This is a genomic window from Flavobacterium sharifuzzamanii (genome assembly GCF_003254585.1).
GTDB classification, from domain to species: Bacteria; Bacteroidota; Bacteroidia; order Flavobacteriales; family Flavobacteriaceae; genus Flavobacterium; species Flavobacterium sharifuzzamanii.
The window spans coordinates 1-17,846 of record NZ_QJGZ01000033.1 but is presented as its reverse complement, the minus strand read 5'-3'; the positions used below and the strand labels follow the sequence as shown (position 1 = coordinate 17,846).

15 protein-coding genes are annotated in these 17,846 nt (G+C 34.1%); 8 read left to right on the top strand and 7 right to left on the bottom strand.

All coding sequences use genetic code 11. From position 1 onward, the window contains the following. The first annotated feature begins 174 nt into the window (after positions 1-174). The 3 genes from DMA14_RS03310 to DMA14_RS03300 all read left to right on the top strand — a co-directional run bounded on the left by DMA14_RS03310 (position 175) and on the right by DMA14_RS03300 (position 6,516). Entirely contained in the window at positions 175-3,567 is a 3,393-nt protein-coding gene (locus DMA14_RS03310) for a SusC/RagA family TonB-linked outer membrane protein (RefSeq protein ID WP_111423112.1), read from the top strand. Positions 3,568-3,579: 12 nt separating this feature from the next. Further along, entirely contained in the window at positions 3,580-5,583 is a 2,004-nt protein-coding gene (locus DMA14_RS03305; protein ID WP_111423110.1) for a RagB/SusD family nutrient uptake outer membrane protein, read from the top strand. Between the two features lie 291 nt (positions 5,584-5,874). Then, on the top strand, positions 5,875-6,516 hold the full coding sequence (locus tag DMA14_RS03300; protein ID WP_111423109.1) for a class I SAM-dependent methyltransferase: 642 nt from the start codon (positions 5,875-5,877) through the stop codon (positions 6,514-6,516). A 228-nt stretch (positions 6,517-6,744) separates the two neighbouring features. Here the strand turns inward: DMA14_RS03300 and DMA14_RS03295 are convergent, their stop codons facing one another. The 3 genes from DMA14_RS03295 to DMA14_RS03285 all read right to left on the bottom strand — a co-directional run bounded on the left by DMA14_RS03295 (position 6,745) and on the right by DMA14_RS03285 (position 9,560). Further along, positions 6,745-7,395, bottom strand: coding sequence for an outer membrane beta-barrel protein (locus tag DMA14_RS03295; protein ID WP_111423107.1), 651 nt, complete (start codon positions 7,393-7,395; stop codon positions 6,745-6,747). Positions 7,396-7,837: 442 nt separating this feature from the next. Further along, complete coding sequence (locus tag DMA14_RS03290) at positions 7,838-8,947, bottom strand: hypothetical protein (RefSeq protein WP_203418247.1); 1,110 nt, start codon at positions 8,945-8,947, stop codon at positions 7,838-7,840. A 190-nt stretch (positions 8,948-9,137) separates the two neighbouring features. Then, the gene (locus DMA14_RS03285; protein ID WP_111423103.1) at positions 9,138-9,560 is read right to left on the bottom strand and encodes a hypothetical protein; all 423 of its coding nucleotides are present in this window, start codon (positions 9,558-9,560) and stop codon (positions 9,138-9,140) included. A 317-nt stretch (positions 9,561-9,877) separates the two neighbouring features. On the opposite strand from DMA14_RS03285, the gene DMA14_RS03280 reads away from it, so the two are divergent. The 4 genes from DMA14_RS03280 (at position 9,878) to DMA14_RS03265 (ending at position 12,577) form a co-directional block, all read left to right on the top strand. Next, entirely contained in the window at positions 9,878-10,501 is a 624-nt protein-coding gene (locus DMA14_RS03280; protein WP_111423101.1) for a hypothetical protein, read from the top strand. A gap of 268 nt (positions 10,502-10,769) precedes the next feature. After that, on the top strand, positions 10,770-11,150 hold the full coding sequence (locus tag DMA14_RS03275) for a hypothetical protein (protein WP_157957657.1): 381 nt from the start codon (positions 10,770-10,772) through the stop codon (positions 11,148-11,150). After that, positions 11,147-11,920, top strand: a complete 774-nt coding sequence (locus tag DMA14_RS03270) for a sensor histidine kinase (protein WP_111423098.1) — start codon at positions 11,147-11,149, stop codon at positions 11,918-11,920. Before DMA14_RS03275 ends, DMA14_RS03270 begins: the two co-directional genes overlap by 4 nt. A gap of 3 nt (positions 11,921-11,923) precedes the next feature. Continuing rightward, positions 11,924-12,577, top strand: a complete 654-nt coding sequence (locus DMA14_RS03265) for a response regulator transcription factor (protein ID WP_111423096.1) — start codon at positions 11,924-11,926, stop codon at positions 12,575-12,577. A 32-nt stretch (positions 12,578-12,609) separates the two neighbouring features. Here DMA14_RS03265 and DMA14_RS03260 read toward each other — a convergent pair whose 3' ends face one another. From DMA14_RS03260 to DMA14_RS03250, 3 genes are all read right to left on the bottom strand, one after another. Further along, positions 12,610-13,377, bottom strand: a complete 768-nt coding sequence (locus DMA14_RS03260; RefSeq protein WP_111423094.1) for a LytR/AlgR family response regulator transcription factor — start codon at positions 13,375-13,377, stop codon at positions 12,610-12,612. After that, the gene (locus DMA14_RS03255) at positions 13,374-14,405 is read right to left on the bottom strand and encodes a sensor histidine kinase (RefSeq protein ID WP_111423093.1); all 1,032 of its coding nucleotides are present in this window, start codon (positions 14,403-14,405) and stop codon (positions 13,374-13,376) included. The genes DMA14_RS03260 and DMA14_RS03255 overlap by 4 nt, the downstream gene beginning before the upstream one ends. Before the next feature lie 76 nt (positions 14,406-14,481). Beyond that, on the bottom strand, positions 14,482-15,228 hold the full coding sequence (locus DMA14_RS03250) for a hypothetical protein (protein ID WP_111423339.1): 747 nt from the start codon (positions 15,226-15,228) through the stop codon (positions 14,482-14,484). A 307-nt stretch (positions 15,229-15,535) separates the two neighbouring features. Between DMA14_RS03250 and DMA14_RS03245 the strand changes: the two genes are divergently transcribed. Continuing rightward, the gene (locus DMA14_RS03245; protein WP_203418245.1) at positions 15,536-16,426 is read left to right on the top strand and encodes an alpha/beta hydrolase family protein; all 891 of its coding nucleotides are present in this window, start codon (positions 15,536-15,538) and stop codon (positions 16,424-16,426) included. 123 nt (positions 16,427-16,549) lie between these two features. On the opposite strand, the gene DMA14_RS03240 is transcribed toward DMA14_RS03245, so the two are convergent. Further along, positions 16,550-17,599 (bottom strand): proline iminopeptidase-family hydrolase, encoded by a 1,050-nt coding sequence (locus DMA14_RS03240; protein WP_111423338.1) that lies wholly within the window; start codon positions 17,597-17,599, stop codon positions 16,550-16,552. Positions 17,600-17,846: the final 247 nt, after the last annotated feature.

Genomic DNA, 17,846 nt, shown 5'->3' with positions numbered 1-17,846 from the left:
AACCATGAAAATATATTTTCAGGACTTTATTGCACCCAAAAATGTATTTTATTTCTCCTTCTAAAAGTCATTATTAATCAATTTTGCACACGAAATTACTGATTACCTCCAATTGATTGGTGTTATAAGCAATTTCCAAAACTAACTATTCAATTAACCAAATTACCAACCAAAATGACAAATTTTATCAGGATTAAAATGGGTCCTAATGGTGTATCTGGATTTAGTTTGAAAACAAAATTGATGCTATTCTGCGTTTTGTTTTCTTTATCTCAAGTCCACGGATACGCCATTAGTTCTAAAGGTGCGGCAAAATCGCAAAATGTACAACAGCAAAAAACCATCACTGGACAGATTAGTGATGAAACTGGTATGCCGCTCCCAGGTGTGACCGTTTTAGAAAAAGGAAGTAAAAATGCTGCCTTAACAGATTTTGATGGGAAATTTTCTTTAAAAGTAGAAAATGAAAATGCCGTATTAGTATTCTCTTTTATGGGGTATACCAATACTGAGGTTTCTGTAAAAGGAAAAACTACTGTAAACGTAAAAATGCAAAGAGCAACAGCTTCGTTGGAAGAAGTTGTAGTTGTAGGATACGGTAAAATGAAGAAAAAGGATTTAACAGGGGCAATTGCTCAGGTTTCTCCTGATAGATTAGTAAACCAAAATCCGCAGACCGTTCAGGATATCTTAAGAGGAACACCTGGAGTCCGAGTTGGTTATGATCCTTCTGCAAAAGGAGGCGGAAAAATACAAATTCGTGGGCAGACTTCTGTCTATACTGCCAGTACTAATAAGGATGAAAAAAGTGGTCCTCACAATGCACCGCTTATTATTCTAGATGGAATGCAATTTTATGGTGAGCTTTCAGAAATTAACCCTGACGATATTGCTCAGCTTGATATCTTAAAAGATGCTTCGGCCTCATCTGTTTACGGTTCGAGAGCGGCTGCGGGAGTTATTCTTATCTCAACTAAAAAAGGTAAAACAGGTAAACCTATGGTCAGTTTTACGACAAACACAACCATTAGCAACAAGAGTGCTTATCGTAGCGTATATTCTCCAGAAGGCTACTTAAAATACCGCGAAGATTGGGAAACTGCTCAAACCTATGGCGTTAATCCAGCTACCGGACAATACGAAGCTTTTATAGCTGGAACAGTAGCAAATGGCAGACCTGGGTATTTTTCGAATCCAAATGATTTAGCCAAATGGGGCATTACAGAAGCACAATGGCTAGCGTATCAGCCTGCTTCTCAAACAAATGGAAAAAGCAGCAAAGAAGTATGGGGAAATCGTTTAGGATTAAATTTTGATCCTTCATTGATGGCAAATTTCTTAGCCAATAAAACACATGACTGGAGTGACAGCTCTTTTAGAACAGGAATTAATCATGATAATAATTTGAGTATTTCTGGTGCAAGCGATAGAGTAAATTATTATATGTCTTTTGGCTATTTAACTTCAGAAGGAGCGATTGTTGGAAATGACTATAAATCTGCTCGTTCTAACATGAAAGTCGATGCTAAAGTTACAGATTGGCTTGACCTTGGATTAAACGTCAATTTCCAAGATCGATCTGATGGAGATGTTACCCCTTCTCTAGATACACGTTCTGGGTTTAATAATATGATGAGAACCAGTCCGTTTGGAACTTTTATAGATGCAAATGGAAACTATGAAAGACAGCCGATGGGGAAAAATGTTTCTGGACAGAATTATAACTATTATTACGAGCGTCAATTTATTGATAAAGAGACAGGATATGTAACATTGAATACTATTTTTAATGCTAAAGTAAGTTTGCCAGCAGGTATTACTTATACATTTAATATTGCTCCTCGTTACCAATTTTTTCACGACCGTTATTTCAGATCTACGCAGAATCCAAACTGGCCTGCAGCTACTACAGGGGTAAACAGAAACAATTCTACAAGATTTGATTATAATCTGAATAACACCATAACTTGGGATTATACAATTGCTCAAAAACACCACATTATTGCCACTTTCGTTCAGGAAGCTGAAGAACGTCGTTATTGGTCAGATGAGACAGATGCTTATAATATTCAGCCTTCAGATGCTTTAGGATTTCACTACGTGAATACGGCAACAATGGCAAATAGTGCTATTAGATCAAACGACACACATGAAACAGCAGATGCATTGATGGCTAGACTTTTCTATTCGTTTGATAACCGTTATATGCTTACAGCTACTATACGTCGTGACGGATATTCGGCATTTGGAGCTTCAAATCCTTATGCGGTTTTCCCTTCTTTTGGAGTTGCATGGAACTTCAAAAATGAAAAATGGTTTAACTGGGATGCGATGAGTACAGGTAAATTGCGTTTGTCTTGGGGGCAAAATGGAAACAGAACGCTTGTTGATCCGTATGTTTCTTTAGCAAACTTGGTAAATACAGGAACAATGGGGTATCTAGATGCTTCAGGAAAAGCACTTGAAATAAAGTATTTATCTCTCGACCGTATGGCGAATCCAAATTTGGAATGGGAAAAAACAACTTCAACAAACATCGGTCTTGATTTAGGTTTCTTACATGATCGTATTACTGCTACTATAGACGCCTACAGATCATCTACTCATGACATGATTATGAGCCAATCTTTGCCTGGTTTTACGGGGTTTTCAACAATTGCTACTAACCTTGGAGAAGTACAAAATCAAGGTATTGAATTGAGTCTTAATACGCTAAACATGAGAAAACCAAACTTTGAATGGCGTACTTCATTCGGAATCTCTTATAACGAGAATAAAATTGTGTCACTGTATGGCAATATGGTAGACATTAAGGATGCAAGCGGTAATGTTGTTGGAAAAAAAGAAGGAGATGACTCAGCTAATGGATGGTTTATAGGAAGACCAATCACTCAAATCTGGGATTATAAAGTAACTGGAATTTGGCAAAAAGATGAATGGAAAGAGGCTCAAAAATACGGACAGCGTCCTGGAGATCCAAAAGTAGCAAACAGCTATACAGCAGATGATGTAGATGCGGTAGATGCAGATGGAAATCCTTATAAAAAAGCCGTTTATAATGAAAAAGACAAACAGTTTTTAGGAAATTCAAATCCTCCAGTACAATGGATGTTGCGTAATGATTTCAAAATTTATAAAAATTGGGATTTGGGTATCAGCATGTATTCTAATATGGGAGGCAAATCTCTTGATTCCAATTATATGAATACTTTCAATGATTCTAGTTTGTATAAATTCAATTTCAACCCTTATTTAAATCCGTATTGGACACTTGACAACCCAACAAATGAATGGGCACGTCTTGATGCTAAAGGACCTGCTGGAACTCCAGTTGCGCCAGGAAGATTATATGACCGCAGTTTTATTCGTCTTGACAATATTTCACTAGCCTATACACTCCCAAAAGATCTTATGGATAAAGTGCATATTAAAAGTATAAAAATCTATGCTTCTGTTCAAAACGTGGCAACATGGGCTGCTTCTAAAGAATGGAAATATTATGGAGATCCAGAAACAGGAGGATTGGCTACGAGACAGTTTAATTTAGGTTTTAATTTCCAACTTTAAAATTATTCAACAATGAAAAAATATATAAAAAATAGCATTTCAAGACTAGTGCCTTTTGTACTATTGGCAGCGCTTTCTAGTTCTTGTTCAAAAGATTTTCTGGAAGCAGATCCGCTTTCGTTCTACGAACCAGAGACCACATTTTCTACAGAAGCTGGGTTGCAGGCAACTTTAGCATTGTGCGATAAACAATTGCGCAATAACTATATTCACTTTGGTTATTCTGGTGTTAGTGTGCCAATTGGAACGGAGTATCTTTTCTCTGATATGGCACAATATGGAAAAACAGATACAGGAAGTAATATCGCTGATTATGCCAACACTATTGTCCCTACTGGGGATTACAGAAGAGATGCGGGTGGAGAACATATTTATCTTGGGTTTCTTTGGACTGAAGCTTATACAGGTATTAAGAATGCAAATACTGTGTTGACTTACATTGACAAAGTAACAACCTTATCAGAAGATATTAAACGCAAATATATCGGACAGGCTTATTTTCATAGAGCATACCGTTATTTAAACTTAGTGTATGAATTTGGGGACATACCCTTGATTACTAAAATTTTGGAAGTTCCAAAGCAAAGCTATTATTCTACTAAAAAAGAAGCTATTATTGAAATGATTACAGCAGATATGGAAAAAGCTGTAGAATGGGTGCCAGAACAAGCAAAAATTGGATATGTTGGAATGATTAGCAAAGGTGCTTGCCGTCAGTTGCTAATTAAATGTTATTTGGCATCAGGCAAATTTGCTGAAGCTGAAGCACAAGCCAATATTTTGATCAATCAATCAGGCTATTCTTTAGTACAAGGGAATTTAGGAATTTTTGATCCGGGAGGAAATCCTACTGCATGGCCTATTACAAGAAATGTAATTTGGGATTTGCACAGGCCAGAAAATAAAGTAATTGGTTCTAATACAGAGGCTATCTTAGTAGCACCAAATGGAGGAGCACAATCGTTTTTAGCATTTTCTTCTATGAGAATTTTTGGTCCAAACTGGAATGATGCCAACTTAATTACTCCTGATGGTAAAACAGCAGCGCCTCGTTTTCCATCGAATGATAAAAACAATTATAATGCAAAGTATGATTACCAAAGAGCAATCGGTCGTGGTATTGGTACAATTAGTGGCTCTTACTATTCACAGCATCCTATGTGGGTTGTTAATGGTGTTGAAGACAAGGTCGATCTTAGACATAACAGCACTGTTGGTAACTGGGTAAATATGGAAGATCTTAAATATGCTCCTGGAGCTGGAGGAAGTGCAACATGGGCTGGACAAAATTTTAGAATGAAAGATGCGTCTGGGAAATTGTTGGCACAAGATTCTATTCGTGACTGGTTTGATTTTCCTCATTACAAAATCTTTTATCATGATGTTGTGGCCGAAGCAAATCCAGCAGCAAATGACTTTCAAGGTGCTACTGCAGGAGCAAGTGCACATATGTATATCTATCGTTTAGCAGAAACTTATTTATTACGTGCTGAAGCTCGTTTTTATCAAGGCAATGTTTCTGGAGCAGCTCAAGATGTGAATGTAGTAAGAGCTCGAGCAAAAGCTTCAAGAATGTATACCACAGTAACAATTGGTGATATTTGTGCAGAAAGAGGAAGAGAGCTTTATATGGAAGAATGGAGAAATGTAGAGTTAAAACGTATCTCACACTGTTTGGCTCTAAGCGGAAAAGCAGATGAATGGGGAAATACCTATAACAAAGACACTTGGGATAAGCAATCAGGAAAAGATGCAACTGGCGGAAGTTACTGGTGGCAGCGTATTGTTCATTACACGCTTTACAATAAATATCCAGCTGGAATTTCTCTTAAACCAGGTGTAAAGTTTTATTCGATGGACAAACGCAACAATTACTGGCCAATTCCGTATAGACTTGCTATTGAACCTAATATCAAAGGTCAGCTAAGCCAGAATTTTGGTTATGATGGATATGATGCAGGTGTTAAAGTATGGGATAAATGGCAGGATGCCGTTGAAGATGAAAGTAAAATTTAATCTTCTTTGATCCATTTAGAAGCGAAAGAATATTGATAATGACTTCATTGAGCCTTCAAATTAATCTTTCGAAATTTTATAATAAAAAGAAGCTGTCTCAAAAGGACAGCTTTTTTTGTTAAACAGAATATTTATAAACTTCATTTTATCAATAAAAACACTTTTGTGACTAAAGTAACTGTGCAAGAAAAATAAACTGCTGAAATTTGTAGTATCAGAATATTGATATAATTAGAAACTTTAGAATACCACAATTTAAACATCATAAACAATTCAAGTTAAAAACACATCATGGCAGATACTAATAAAAATAAAGAACATTGGGAAACTGTTTACGAAACCAAAACCCCTAGCGAGGTAAGCTGGACACAAGAAATACCTGAAACTTCACTCAATTTTATTGCTTCTCTTGAGTTAACCAAAGAAGCTCACATTATTGATGTGGGTGGTGGTGACAGTAAACTTGTAGATCATTTACTGAAACTAGGCTACAAGAATATTACTGTTTTGGACATTTCAGCAAAAGCGATTGAAAGAGCACAAAAACGTTTAGGAGAACAAGCGCAAAAAGTAACTTGGATAATAAGTGATATTACTAATTTCCAACCAGAAAGAGCCTATGATGTTTGGCACGATAGAGCAACTTTTCATTTTTTGACAACACAAGAAGAAACTTCAAAATATCTGGATATTGTACAGCAGACAGTAAATGGTTTCCTGATAATTGGAACGTTTTCAGAAAACGGCCCCACTAAATGTAGCGGACTTGAAATTAAGCAATACTCTGAGCAGACATTGACTGAAAAGTTTGAAAATAAATTTGAGAAAATCTCTTGTATTACCGTAAATCATACAACTCCTAATGATAAAATACAGAATTTTACATTTTGCAGTTTCAAAAACAAGAATACAACTCTTTTATCATCTATTTAAAATAATATGGAGAAATCTTTGGTGTATTTTATCAATAAACTTCGAAATAGTATATAAAAATACTGCTCAAAGTTTGCACAGCAGAATCACAATTTCATAAAAAAAGAAGACAGATATCAAAGATATCTGTCTTTATCCATACACAATCAATAACTTCTGGTATTTTTTATACTAAGAATCTTGAGAAACTTCTAAGTCTCTTTTAAGAGTCTAATACCTAAGTTATTATTATTTGCTGAAATCGTAGCTCAACGAAGCGCCTAGCCCAAACTGAAATGTTGATGCATAATCAGTTACTGCCACTGGTCCCCAATAGTAATCCCAGTAATAGTCATATCCAACAGCTGCCGACATAGATTGCAAGTAAGCATGAAGATTAATTGACAATGGCGAATTTGTTTTTACTTTCACACCACCTTTTATCTCCCAAGCGAAATACGTTCCGCTACCGCTTTTAGGTGTTTCAAGAATTGCTACTCCTAAACCTGCACCAAGAAAAGGAAGCGCCTTTTGTGAACTTGAACCAAAATAATAAGTATAGTCTGCTAGTATATAGTTGATAGCACCTTTATCATCTCCAACATTAACCTGAGATCCAGCGGGAATATTACCATTGTTTAAAGGTATTTTTGTATACAGAGGCATGTGTGTATCAAGTCTGTTATATTTTAATTCTATAGATGCATTATCCATTATAAAATATTCTAAACCTAAGCCATACTCAAAACCATCTTCCACCTTTCCATAAGAGGAATCGAAATCTACTCTGTCGGAAAAAGTATACCCTCCGTACAGATTAAGCAAAAATGACTGGCTGCTTTGTGCTGACATTGCCAGTGAAAAGAAAAAAAAGACAACTAATAAATGATACTTTTTCATAGTTTTTAATTTTAGTTTGTAATAAAGGGATTTATTATTCTCAAGCCCGTCAGCTTAATCAAAAATAATTAGAGTTTGCATTAGTGGCTTATTTCTCACCAAAGTTATCTTACAAAATTGATTTTCAGCTATATTGCCAAGCCAATTATGTTTCAAATTATAAAATGAAACCACATTTATACGGTATTTCTAAAAAAACATACGCATTATCTAAAAATAAAAATGCTATCAAACATAAATTTACTAGGCTTAGGTAAAGTTCCTAAGTATTTCTTTTTTCCTAAGTAATGAATTGATAAGGAAAAGATTTCTCAAATAATCTTCATTAATAAGAATAATATTTCTTCGTAGCGAAAACTGAATTCGTACTATCTAAAGAAGGAAAAATAATTAAGGGCGCAAATGCACCCTTAAATTTTCTATTTGATAACAAACGAGTTTTCTAATTTATCCTGATATAATAATAAAGTGATATATTTTTTGGTCTGGTTTCATTGCTAATTCTTGGAGCGCCATAACCAGCGTTTACAGTCCCTGCAGTATTGTTTGCTGGAGTACCAGTAACATTATGCCTTTGATGAGGATCATTTGGGGATTCTTTGCCATAATAGATGGCTATTTTATCTTGGTCAATATGTTTATGCCCCTGAAATGAATCTGACTGGTAGCTTCCAACAATACGACTATCCCAATCCCCTCTTTCTCCTGTCATAGGCGTAACAGGCTGATTAGGATCAAATATATTCAATCCTCTTACAAACACCCCTCTAAGATCTGGTATCAAAGATTGAGAGGTCAATGCTTGAAATTTCGAATTAGGAACTGGTCTGCCATCACAAGGTGACCATTTACTTTTGTTTGAAGTCCAAATTCCACCAGGGCTTTTTTCATTGTTTTTTGTAACAGTATTAAACTGCTCAAAATTTAAATAAGATGAAATAACAGTGCCAATCGGGATTTCTTTGCCAGATGAAATACTTTCTTGTGCGTATGCCTTACTGGTAATTCCTCCCCTGTCTGTCTGAAGAGTCAAAACCAGATCTTTATCAATTGGACGTTTACACGTAATTAATGTTGTGAAACCTGCCAATTTCTGATTGACACTGAGACCTCCGCTGACAAGATTACCTTCAGGCAAAATATTAAAATTGGTAACAACCGGCATCGGATCTGTTGGAGATGATGGCTTGTAGTATATTGTAAAGACAACAGCATCTTCTGTCTCTAGATTCTTTCCCTGAATAAATCCGGAGCCGTTTTGATAACATATTTTGTTACACTCAACAAAAGCATCATAAAGACTTGTATTAGGAACGGATCCAAACGATGCTTGCACACTTCCCTCATCAATATTTAATTCACTAATTTCCAAAAGACTAGTTCTTAACTCAGAAAATTTCTGATCGCTGTCATTCATTCCTATTGAAAACGGAATTCCTTTAATGGGAATGGTAAGTGAGCTTCCCCATTTTCCGCTTTTCATATCTGTCTTAAAAGTATCAGACAAATAGTAAGTTCTTAAATCCCTACTGAAAGACTCGGTCTTTGTCATTTTAGTAAATGAATAAAGTCCATCTTGCAAAAGTTGATCACACTTACAATCTTGTGCAAACAAGTTACAGCTGATTATAATTAGCAAACCTAAAAATTGTTTTTTGGTTTTCATATAGTTATGGTTTGTAGTTTATGGTTAAAATTTTGAAAAACTTATATTTTACATTAACCTAATTTTTACGTTTTGATTAGCTTAAAGGGCATAGTTCTGCATATCCTAGATTCAGAATATATCTAATGAGTTTTTTCGCCAAATAGCTAATAAAAATTCCGCCCGGAATAAAAGAGGAAAGAAATTCAACTATTTTATCAATAATTTCAGAAGCGGTTGAATCAGGTGTTAGAAATCCACAAAGATATTTTCTCAATTTTTGCCATAAGTTGGAGCCAGCCAATGAAGCAGAAAAGTTTACAGTTCTAGCTTGTGTTAAACTCTCTAGATTCGAATAATATAGCTGCGATGTAGCCACACTAGCCTGTTGATACATTTCTGCTAAACTTTCTTTAACTTCATCTAATGTAGGGATCGGTTCATTATCAATATCATTCAGCAATTCGCTTTTAATAATATTGTAATTAAGGGGTTCAAGTTGTAAATTTTGTAAGTACATAATATTTAATTTTATAGTAATGCCTACTCTATAAATTCCCTTTTCGGCTGCCTGGTTGTGTTATGAAATATGTATTCCAAAACTACTCCAGACACTAATTTTAGTATTAGGGGAAATACCTAAAAGAGTATAGTTTTTCACCTAATCTTTTGAATATTACCAATATGTATTGTTCTTGAAAGAAAATCGCTATTTTAGCGCATAAATTGATTAGTAGAGATAAAACCTTATTAAAATAGGGTTTTACCCTAGTGGAGAAGAGAGGATTATTATAAAATTTGATGACATAAATTATTAACCCTTAAATAACTTTAATCATGAAAAAAATTACCCTGATCTTAATGATTGTTTTAGCCATTTCAGCTTGTCAAAAGAAAGGAAATGTAGACAAACCAGTAACAAATGATAATCCAGACCAAAAAATTCTAGATACTGCGTGTATAACTTTAAAGGAATACGATACTATAACGAATATAGACCGAAAAATAAAATGGTTGAAAGAAAAAGGAGATCGTGTTTGCAAAAAGACATTGGAACAAGCGGTCTTAGATGTTCATCAAGTAAAAGGCGGAATCCTTGACAAAAAAGGAACTTATGATATTAGTTGGGCAAAACTTAAAGGTATCATTAAAGATCATGGATATGACTCCTATCTCAGGGTAGCAACTAATATGGAAAAGGAAAAAATTGATTCACTGCATATGGTTCCAGAATACAAAGAAAAATCTTATTGCTTTTCAACAGCTTTAATAAGAAGTCTGGCAAAAAAACATGCAAAAGGAAATAATAATGCCAAATTTCAGTTCAGTTTGGCCAAGTTAAATGACAAATCGAAAAGATCGATGGAAACTGTTGTTGTCATTCAAGTAAATGGCGCACCATATTACTACGATTATTCTACAGAACCTCCATTTATTTCTATTGATAATAAGCCTTTGTAAATAAATACAATTGAATATTCTAGATATCATAAATCCCATAAAAGCATGCGTTTTAATAACGCTGCTTTTTGCTTTATGCAATCTTTGCTGGAAAATTAAGATGCACCGTTATCTTCTGTATATTCTTTTTGTAGTTTTTATTACAGAACTTGTAAACTCTATTTTAGTGTATAATAATCGGTCAATTCGAATACCATTCAATATCAGTATTGTTTTTCATGATGTTCTTTGGATATTGGCATTTAGAGAAAACATAAACAGTAAAAAAATGGCCAATATCGTACTATGCCTTTTTGCACTATTTTCTACTATTAATTTTATAATTGTAGAAATAACAAATGCCAATAATTATTACACTTTCATTTTTGGTGCCTTGCTTTATGTTATACTATTCATTTACGAAAGTTATAGACAGTTACAAGAAGAGAATTTAATGTATTTCTTATCCAATAATTATTTACTGCTGTTTGCTCCAGTATATTTCTTTTTTGGTATGGGGTTAATATTAGGATTTAAACCACTACAGGTAACGGGAATAGTTTTATTTGGCCAAGTTACACTGTATGTTTTTGTTGTGAATATAGTTTGTATCGCCTACTATTCTTTAATTAATATCTACATCTACAGAGAAAAATACAACTGCAAATGAATCAAATCGTACTAGGAATAATAATCGCGTTTATTTTTATTGGGTTAATACTTTTTTTCTGTGTTATTCTTATTCGTCTTTATTTTAATAAGATAAGAAAATATACCGAACTCCTACATGAGAAGGATCTCGATTTCCAAAAAGCCATTACACAAACTGTAATTGAAACCCAAGAACAGGTCTTGAATAATATTTCTGAGGATCTGCATGATGATGCTGGCCAACAGCTGACATATATCAATTTTCAAATAGAAAATATGAAATTGGATTCTCCCGAATTAGAAAAAATATTAGAACCTGTATCGCAATCATTAGGCAATTTATCAAAATCTATACGAAGCATCAGTCATGCCTTGAATAGCCAAATGTTATTACAACAGGATGTAATAAAAGCCATAATCATAGAAATAGAGAGGTTACAAAAAAATAACAAAATTGAAATTATTTACTCATTTGAAGAAATAGTAGTAAAGAAATTTAGCGATAATGAGAAGATAATTATTTACCGCATATTTCAAGAATGCATTAGTAATATTCTTAAACACGCCAAAGCTTCTAAAATGAATGTTTTTATAACAACCAAACCTCATTTTAAAATGATAATTACAGATAATGGAAAAGGATTTAATTCTACCGATAAAAAAGATCAATTATCTTTAGGATTAACAAACATGGCAAACAGAGCTAACAGTATAGCCTATCATCTAGCTATAGAAAGCGAGGTTGGATCTGGTACTACAATTACCCTTTCTGAAAATAAAAGAATATAAAATATGGAACAGATTAATATTTGCATAATTGATGATCATTCTATTGTAAGACAAGGCCTAAAAGAATTGCTGCATAAAATAGGAGACTATAGAGTAATTAATGAATTTGATAATGGTGAAGATTTCCTGAAGGCAATTCCCATAAATCCAACTCCAGACATTTACATTCTAGATTATTCTATGCCATATATGAATGGTATTGAAGTGTTAAAAATACTGGAAGAAAAGGAAGAAGAGTTTAAAATATTGCTTTTAACACAGCATCTTGACGAACAAATAATCGATTCAGCTTATCATCATGGAGCAAGAGGATTTTTACATAAGAATTGTACAGCCCACGATTTGAAATTTGCTATTGATAACATTATTAAAATAGGATATAACAACGTTTCTGAAATTCTTAAACGTGTTCGAAATTATGATAACAGCGGCGAGAAAAAAAGCAATATTACTTTAACTCAAAGAGAATTGGATTTTCTTAAATTGGTTTGCGACGAGAGAGAATTAACATATGACCAGATGGCAGAAATTATGAATTTATCCATAAAATCAATTGAAGCGTACAGAGCAGCTTTATTTGAAAAATATAACATCAAATCAAAAGTAGGCCTTGTGCTATTTTCTTTTAAACACAGACTGACAGAACCATTTTTGTAATAGGTCACCAGAGCTAACTTTTAAACATTCCCCTATTTCTCAACCCATTCCCGAAATGCAGCTGTTTGGCTTTGACTGGTTTTGAGGTGAGTTTTGTAATCTTTTAACTTGATGGCTAATGTATTTTTATTATAACGCTCAATTTTTTCGATATAAGATTTATGGATAAGTTCTCCTCGGTTGATGCGATAAAAATCCAAAGGGTCAAGCTGTTCCTCTATTTCCTTTAAAGTTGGTTCGGACAGCAAATGTTTTTTTCCTTGACAATCATAAGCAAACACCACGCCTTCATTGGCTTCAAAAAACAAAATGGCTTCCGTGTCCAAAAAGTACGTTCCCTGATGTGTGCTAATGGCAAAACGCTTCTTATAAGACTTCTTTAAAATATTCTGCTGGATAAGCTGCGTCAAATTAGCAATAGCATTTTGTTCTTCTGCAGCTGGATGTTTAAGCAAGCGGAATTTATCCCAAGCTTTTTGAAAACGTTCTTTAGAAAAAGGTTTCAGTAAATAAGCGATGCCATTACTGTCAAAAGCATCCATCCAAAATTGGTCATAAGCAGTAGTGAAAATTATAGGGCATGTTACAGAAACCTGTTCGTAAATTTCAAAAGCATTGCCATCCAAAAGTTCAATGTCCGAAAAAATAATATCAGATTGAGTCTGATTCAAAAATTCAATAGCAGATTGCACCGTGTCTAATTCCGCTAAGATTTCAGTTGGCAAACCCAATTCTTCTATAAAGCGTTTGAGTTTTTTCCTTGCCGGAATTTCGTCTTCTATGATTACTATTTTTATCATGCGTTTTGCTTGTAAATTATGGGAATACTGACCGAAAAAATATTATCTCTTTGCTGAATTTCTATTCTCTTTCCGGAAAGCAAACCATATTGTTCTTCTATGTTCTTCAATGCCCGTCCCGATGAAGGCTTAATATTTCGCTTAAGATTGATATTGTTGGAAACAGAAATATTTGCGTCAGTTTTTATTTGGATGCAAATCGGATTTTCTTTCGTTCCTAGATTGTGTTGCACCGCATTCTCGACGAGTAATTGTAAAGTCATGGGAACAATAAAACCAATTGTAATTTTCTTTTCAATTTGCAGTTGATAGATATTTCCATATTTGTGATGGACAAGTTTGAAATATTGTTGCGCAAAATCAATTTCTTCCTCAATGCTGACCAATTCTTTATCTGTCGACTGTAAGACATAGCGGTAAATTTCTGCAAATTCATTTAGGAAATCTGAGGCTCTGTGTTTGTCCTCTTCTATCAGTTGATCCAATATATTCAAGTTATTAAACAGAAAATGTGGATTTAGCTGAGTTTTTAGCTGATTGATTTTACTTTCCGCCAATGCTTCATTGTATGCTGCTAATTTCTCTTGGTGCTTTTTATTGCCTTGATAATAGTAATAAGCAAGAAAAAAACTGCCGTAAATAAATCCATCCAAAAAATGTGAAAACAGCGAAATCGTCAAGGTATGCGAATTAAAATTTCGTGCTACGGTATCAAATGCGAGTGCAATTAAAAATCCAATTAGTAACATTGAAGCTACAAATACAAGTAATGACGAACCAAAAACTTTTAGCATTGTTCCCGTATCAAAAACATCGTTTTCCTGCCATTTTCGGATAAAGAAAAGGATAATCAAAAACAAAATACCAGCTCCTATCAATGTTGCCACCGCAGCTTCTGGGGTGAACGTATAAGCGTTGATTTCCTGTCTTCCCACAATCCGAGTATAAATCGACTGCATATATGCAAAAAGCAAAATGAACAGCAGGAAACCGTAGTTTTCTTTTATTTTATGGAGGATATTTTTCATTACTATTTTGCTAGGCAATTTACAAAAAAAACAGCCCTATAATTCCAAAGGACTGCTTCCTATTAATGTATATTTTTTATTTCTTTGACTCTGGAAAAGAAACAATAGTATTTCCTTTCTCATCAAAGAAATCGAGTTTTGCATTATTCTCCTTGTCCACGTAAAACATTGCTCTCGGCATTCCTTTATCATCAAAAAGAAACAGTCCGTTGTTTTGGCTCTTGGATTTCCCCAACATCACACGAGGAACTCCACCTATCAAACCTTGTGCTCCATATTCTTTATATTTCTCCTCCATCAGTTTCGGGTCCTTTTTATGAAGTTCCTCTAACTCTTTCATAATTTCCATGGTTTTAAGCTGCGACTCTTTACTTGGCCGATCATTGAATGCAAGCGTGCTACTCACAAATCTTTTGTCTCCTTGCTCGACATCCTGTGTCAAGAGCTGCATTACCTGATCGCCATCGTACTGATCATAAGTAAGTGAAAGCCCCGCTGAATGCCCATTTTTGTTCTTTTTACCGTCATATATGAATCCGCCCGTTTCGATGCCTTCATCATTGAAGAACAGCATTCCCGAGCGCTTCTTACGATCGGAATTGGTAGAACGATTATTGATTTTGTCTGTCCCATTCGGAAAACGTTCTACATTAGTAATGATCATTTTTATCGTACCGTCTTTTTCTACGATATTAATTCGCTCGACGTCGATCTCACTAAACCTTTGGTTACCTATTTTTTTGAATGCTAACGTAGCAAGCATGGTTATACTAATGGCCGTAACTGCGGCAAATGTTCTTAAAAATGTAAGTTCTTTATTCATCTCTTTTAGTTTTAATTGTTTGATGAGATAAAAGTATGGTAGTGCCATTTGATACTCAACAGTAAAGCAATGAATGCAGGAAAAAAACGAATGGATCAAGGAAAATGAAAATCAAAAACTTGTCGGATATTTTATGATGATTTACATTCTTAATTAAGAAAAAAGGTTACTTTTAACTGAATTAATATTTCTTATATTAGCAATTAGCTAATACATAATTTACAGAAAAAATATTGCAATTCACATTATTGACAATCATTTTCAGCTATCTATCTAAAAATCCATATTAAAGGTCCATCAAATGAGAATGAGCATTAAATTTTTATTTCTTTCACTATTATTCATAACTCTGCCTGAAATTGCATTTTCCCAATCAGCTGATTTTACCATTCAAGATGTAAAGTTCCAAAGCCAAGGTGTCACTCTTTCGGGTTCCATTTTAACACCTAAAAAAATATTTGCAGCAGTTGTAATTGTTCATGGTTCTGATCCCGTAAAAAGAGAGTTGGAATTTGCAAAACGTCTAGCCAGCGAAGGCATTGCTGTACTAACATACGATAAACGCGGAGTTGGAGAATCGGGTGGCGTATATGTGGGGCCGTCTGTTGGAACAAATAACATTGACACTGCTAATCTTAATTTATTATCCCAAGATGCAAGTGAAGCAGTAAATACTTTCCGAAGCAATTTGAAAGATAAAAAAATACCAATTGGACTAGTCGGTTTCAGTCAGGCAGGGTGGATAATCCCTATTGCTGCAAGCAAAAATTCCCAAATAAAATTTATGGTCTTATTTAGCGGCCCTACCATTACAACTCTGGAACAGCTTAGATTTCAGTTTTATACTAATGGGAATACTAATTTTTGGGAAAATCATACAGAAAAAGATGCTAGAGAGCATACTAAAAATGATCCAGACCGATATCAATTTGTTGGAACCGATCCCAAAACTTTTCTAAATACTCTTTCTATTCCAGGAATTTGGCTTTTTGGTGAGAAAGATATACAGATTCCTGTTAAGCTTTGTATAGAACAATTAAATGAGATGAAAGCTCAAGGCAAACCTTTCGAGTATACTCTGTTTCCGTCACGAGGCCACAATACTGTTTCTGGAAATATTACATTACCTTTTGATATTTCAATTCAATGGATAAAAGAGAAAGCTTTAAGTACCAAAAAAGCAAAAAAATCAAATTAAAGCATTCCTAAAACTACAATTAAAGAAACGCTCTAAAAAAAATAAGCTTCCTTTCTTTTTATTTTATTTTTCTCTCTTCATATATATTGTAATTTCAGAATTTCTAAATCTATACTGTTTGCATTATTTTTCGTTAGTTCTATCGGTGTCCCTAAGAAACTTAATTAAACCATTCATATAGATATCCTGGTCATCATACATACTCATATGGCTACCATTAGGGCAATACAAATAAGTGCCATTTTTTACTTGAGACGCAATCCATTTCATATGTTCTGGATCCATAGTGTCATACTTGGCGCCTATTGATAATGTTGGCACAATCAGTTTTGGAAGTTCTTTTTTAATATCCCACTTTTCAAGTTTTCCTGAGAGCCCAAATTCACTTGGCCCCTGCATCGTTACATACAGCGACTGGTTTATTTTGCTAAAGGACCTATTCACCGGTTCAGGCCACTTGTCAGAAGCTAAGCGTAATATATGCTTTGAATAAAAATTAGGCATCAGCAATCGCATATATTCAGGATTTTCAAAATCTTTATTCTTCTCTATCTCTCTAATTCTTGCAAGAACTTTTGGATCCATGTGTTTTGCCAGCACTTCATCTGCATATTTATCATAATCAATAGCACTCATCATCATATTGGAAATAATAAGCCCTTTCAAATTATGTTGATACTTAAGAGCATACTGGGACGCCAAAATTCCCCCCCATGAATGTCCTAATAAATAAAAATTGTTTTTATCCAAATTAAGAGCCTTACGCACCTGCTCCACTTCCTCTACATATCGTGATAAATCCCAAAAGCTCGGATCATTAGGATTGTCAGAATTCCCCGTACCAAGCTGATCGTAATAAATAAATTCAATTCCTTCTTGAGGAAGAAAACTTTCCATGCATTCAAAATACTCATGAGTAGCTCCCGGTCCACCATTTAGCAACAACACTTTTATTCTAGGATTATTTCCAATTCGTTTAGTCCATACTTTAAACTTTCCTTTTGGAGTATTTATTTCAATAATTTTTATTCCTCCAGTCTTTATACCAGATGTAGTATCTTTTAAATATAAACTAAGATTTCTATCTTGTTCATTTAAATCACTTTTATTATTGCATGCCGACAAAAGAAGCGCACAAATAACACCTATAAAAATATTTCTGTAAACCGTCATAAGCATTCGTTTTATATTAACCCTCTGATTTTAAAAACCTAAAGGTAATAAATATCATTCTATAATAAATTCTTGTATTCAATTCAGTTTTAGAAATGCGCTGACACTTCTAAAATAAAATTGCAAGCATAATTGAAAATAAAAAATCTCTAGCTAAAGACGATTCCAAACCGGCATAAACCAAAAAATCCCCATCAGATTAATGATGAGGATTCTAAAAAGAAAGGCGACGACATACTCTCCCACA

Excerpts from the sequence above, each read along its gene's own strand:
- DMA14_RS03255 (WP_111423093.1), bottom strand. The coding sequence starts at position 14,405 with ATGAAAAATATCCTCCATAAAATAAAAGAAAACTACGGTTTCCTGCTG.
- DMA14_RS03290 (WP_203418247.1), bottom strand. The coding sequence starts at position 8,947 with ATGACAAAGACCGAGTCTTTCAGTAGGGATTTAAGAACTTACTATTTG.
- DMA14_RS03300 (WP_111423109.1), top strand. The coding sequence starts at position 5,875 with ATGGCAGATACTAATAAAAATAAAGAACATTGGGAAACTGTTTACGAA.
- DMA14_RS03280 (WP_111423101.1), top strand. The coding sequence starts at position 9,878 with ATGAAAAAAATTACCCTGATCTTAATGATTGTTTTAGCCATTTCAGCT.
- DMA14_RS03260 (WP_111423094.1), bottom strand. The coding sequence starts at position 13,377 with ATGATAAAAATAGTAATCATAGAAGACGAAATTCCGGCAAGGAAAAAA.
- DMA14_RS03245 (WP_203418245.1), top strand. The coding sequence starts at position 15,536 with ATGAGCATTAAATTTTTATTTCTTTCACTATTATTCATAACTCTGCCT.
- DMA14_RS03285 (WP_111423103.1), bottom strand. The coding sequence starts at position 9,560 with ATGTACTTACAAAATTTACAACTTGAACCCCTTAATTACAATATTATT.
- DMA14_RS03305 (WP_111423110.1), top strand. The coding sequence starts at position 3,580 with ATGAAAAAATATATAAAAAATAGCATTTCAAGACTAGTGCCTTTTGTA.
- DMA14_RS03310 (WP_111423112.1), top strand. The coding sequence starts at position 175 with ATGACAAATTTTATCAGGATTAAAATGGGTCCTAATGGTGTATCTGGA.
- DMA14_RS03250 (WP_111423339.1), bottom strand. The coding sequence starts at position 15,228 with ATGAATAAAGAACTTACATTTTTAAGAACATTTGCCGCAGTTACGGCC.
- DMA14_RS03275 (WP_157957657.1), top strand. The coding sequence starts at position 10,770 with ATGGCCAATATCGTACTATGCCTTTTTGCACTATTTTCTACTATTAAT.
- DMA14_RS03240 (WP_111423338.1), bottom strand. The coding sequence starts at position 17,599 with ATGACGGTTTACAGAAATATTTTTATAGGTGTTATTTGTGCGCTTCTT.
- DMA14_RS03265 (WP_111423096.1), top strand. The coding sequence starts at position 11,924 with ATGGAACAGATTAATATTTGCATAATTGATGATCATTCTATTGTAAGA.
- DMA14_RS03295 (WP_111423107.1), bottom strand. The coding sequence starts at position 7,395 with ATGAAAAAGTATCATTTATTAGTTGTCTTTTTTTTCTTTTCACTGGCA.
- DMA14_RS03270 (WP_111423098.1), top strand. The coding sequence starts at position 11,147 with ATGAATCAAATCGTACTAGGAATAATAATCGCGTTTATTTTTATTGGG.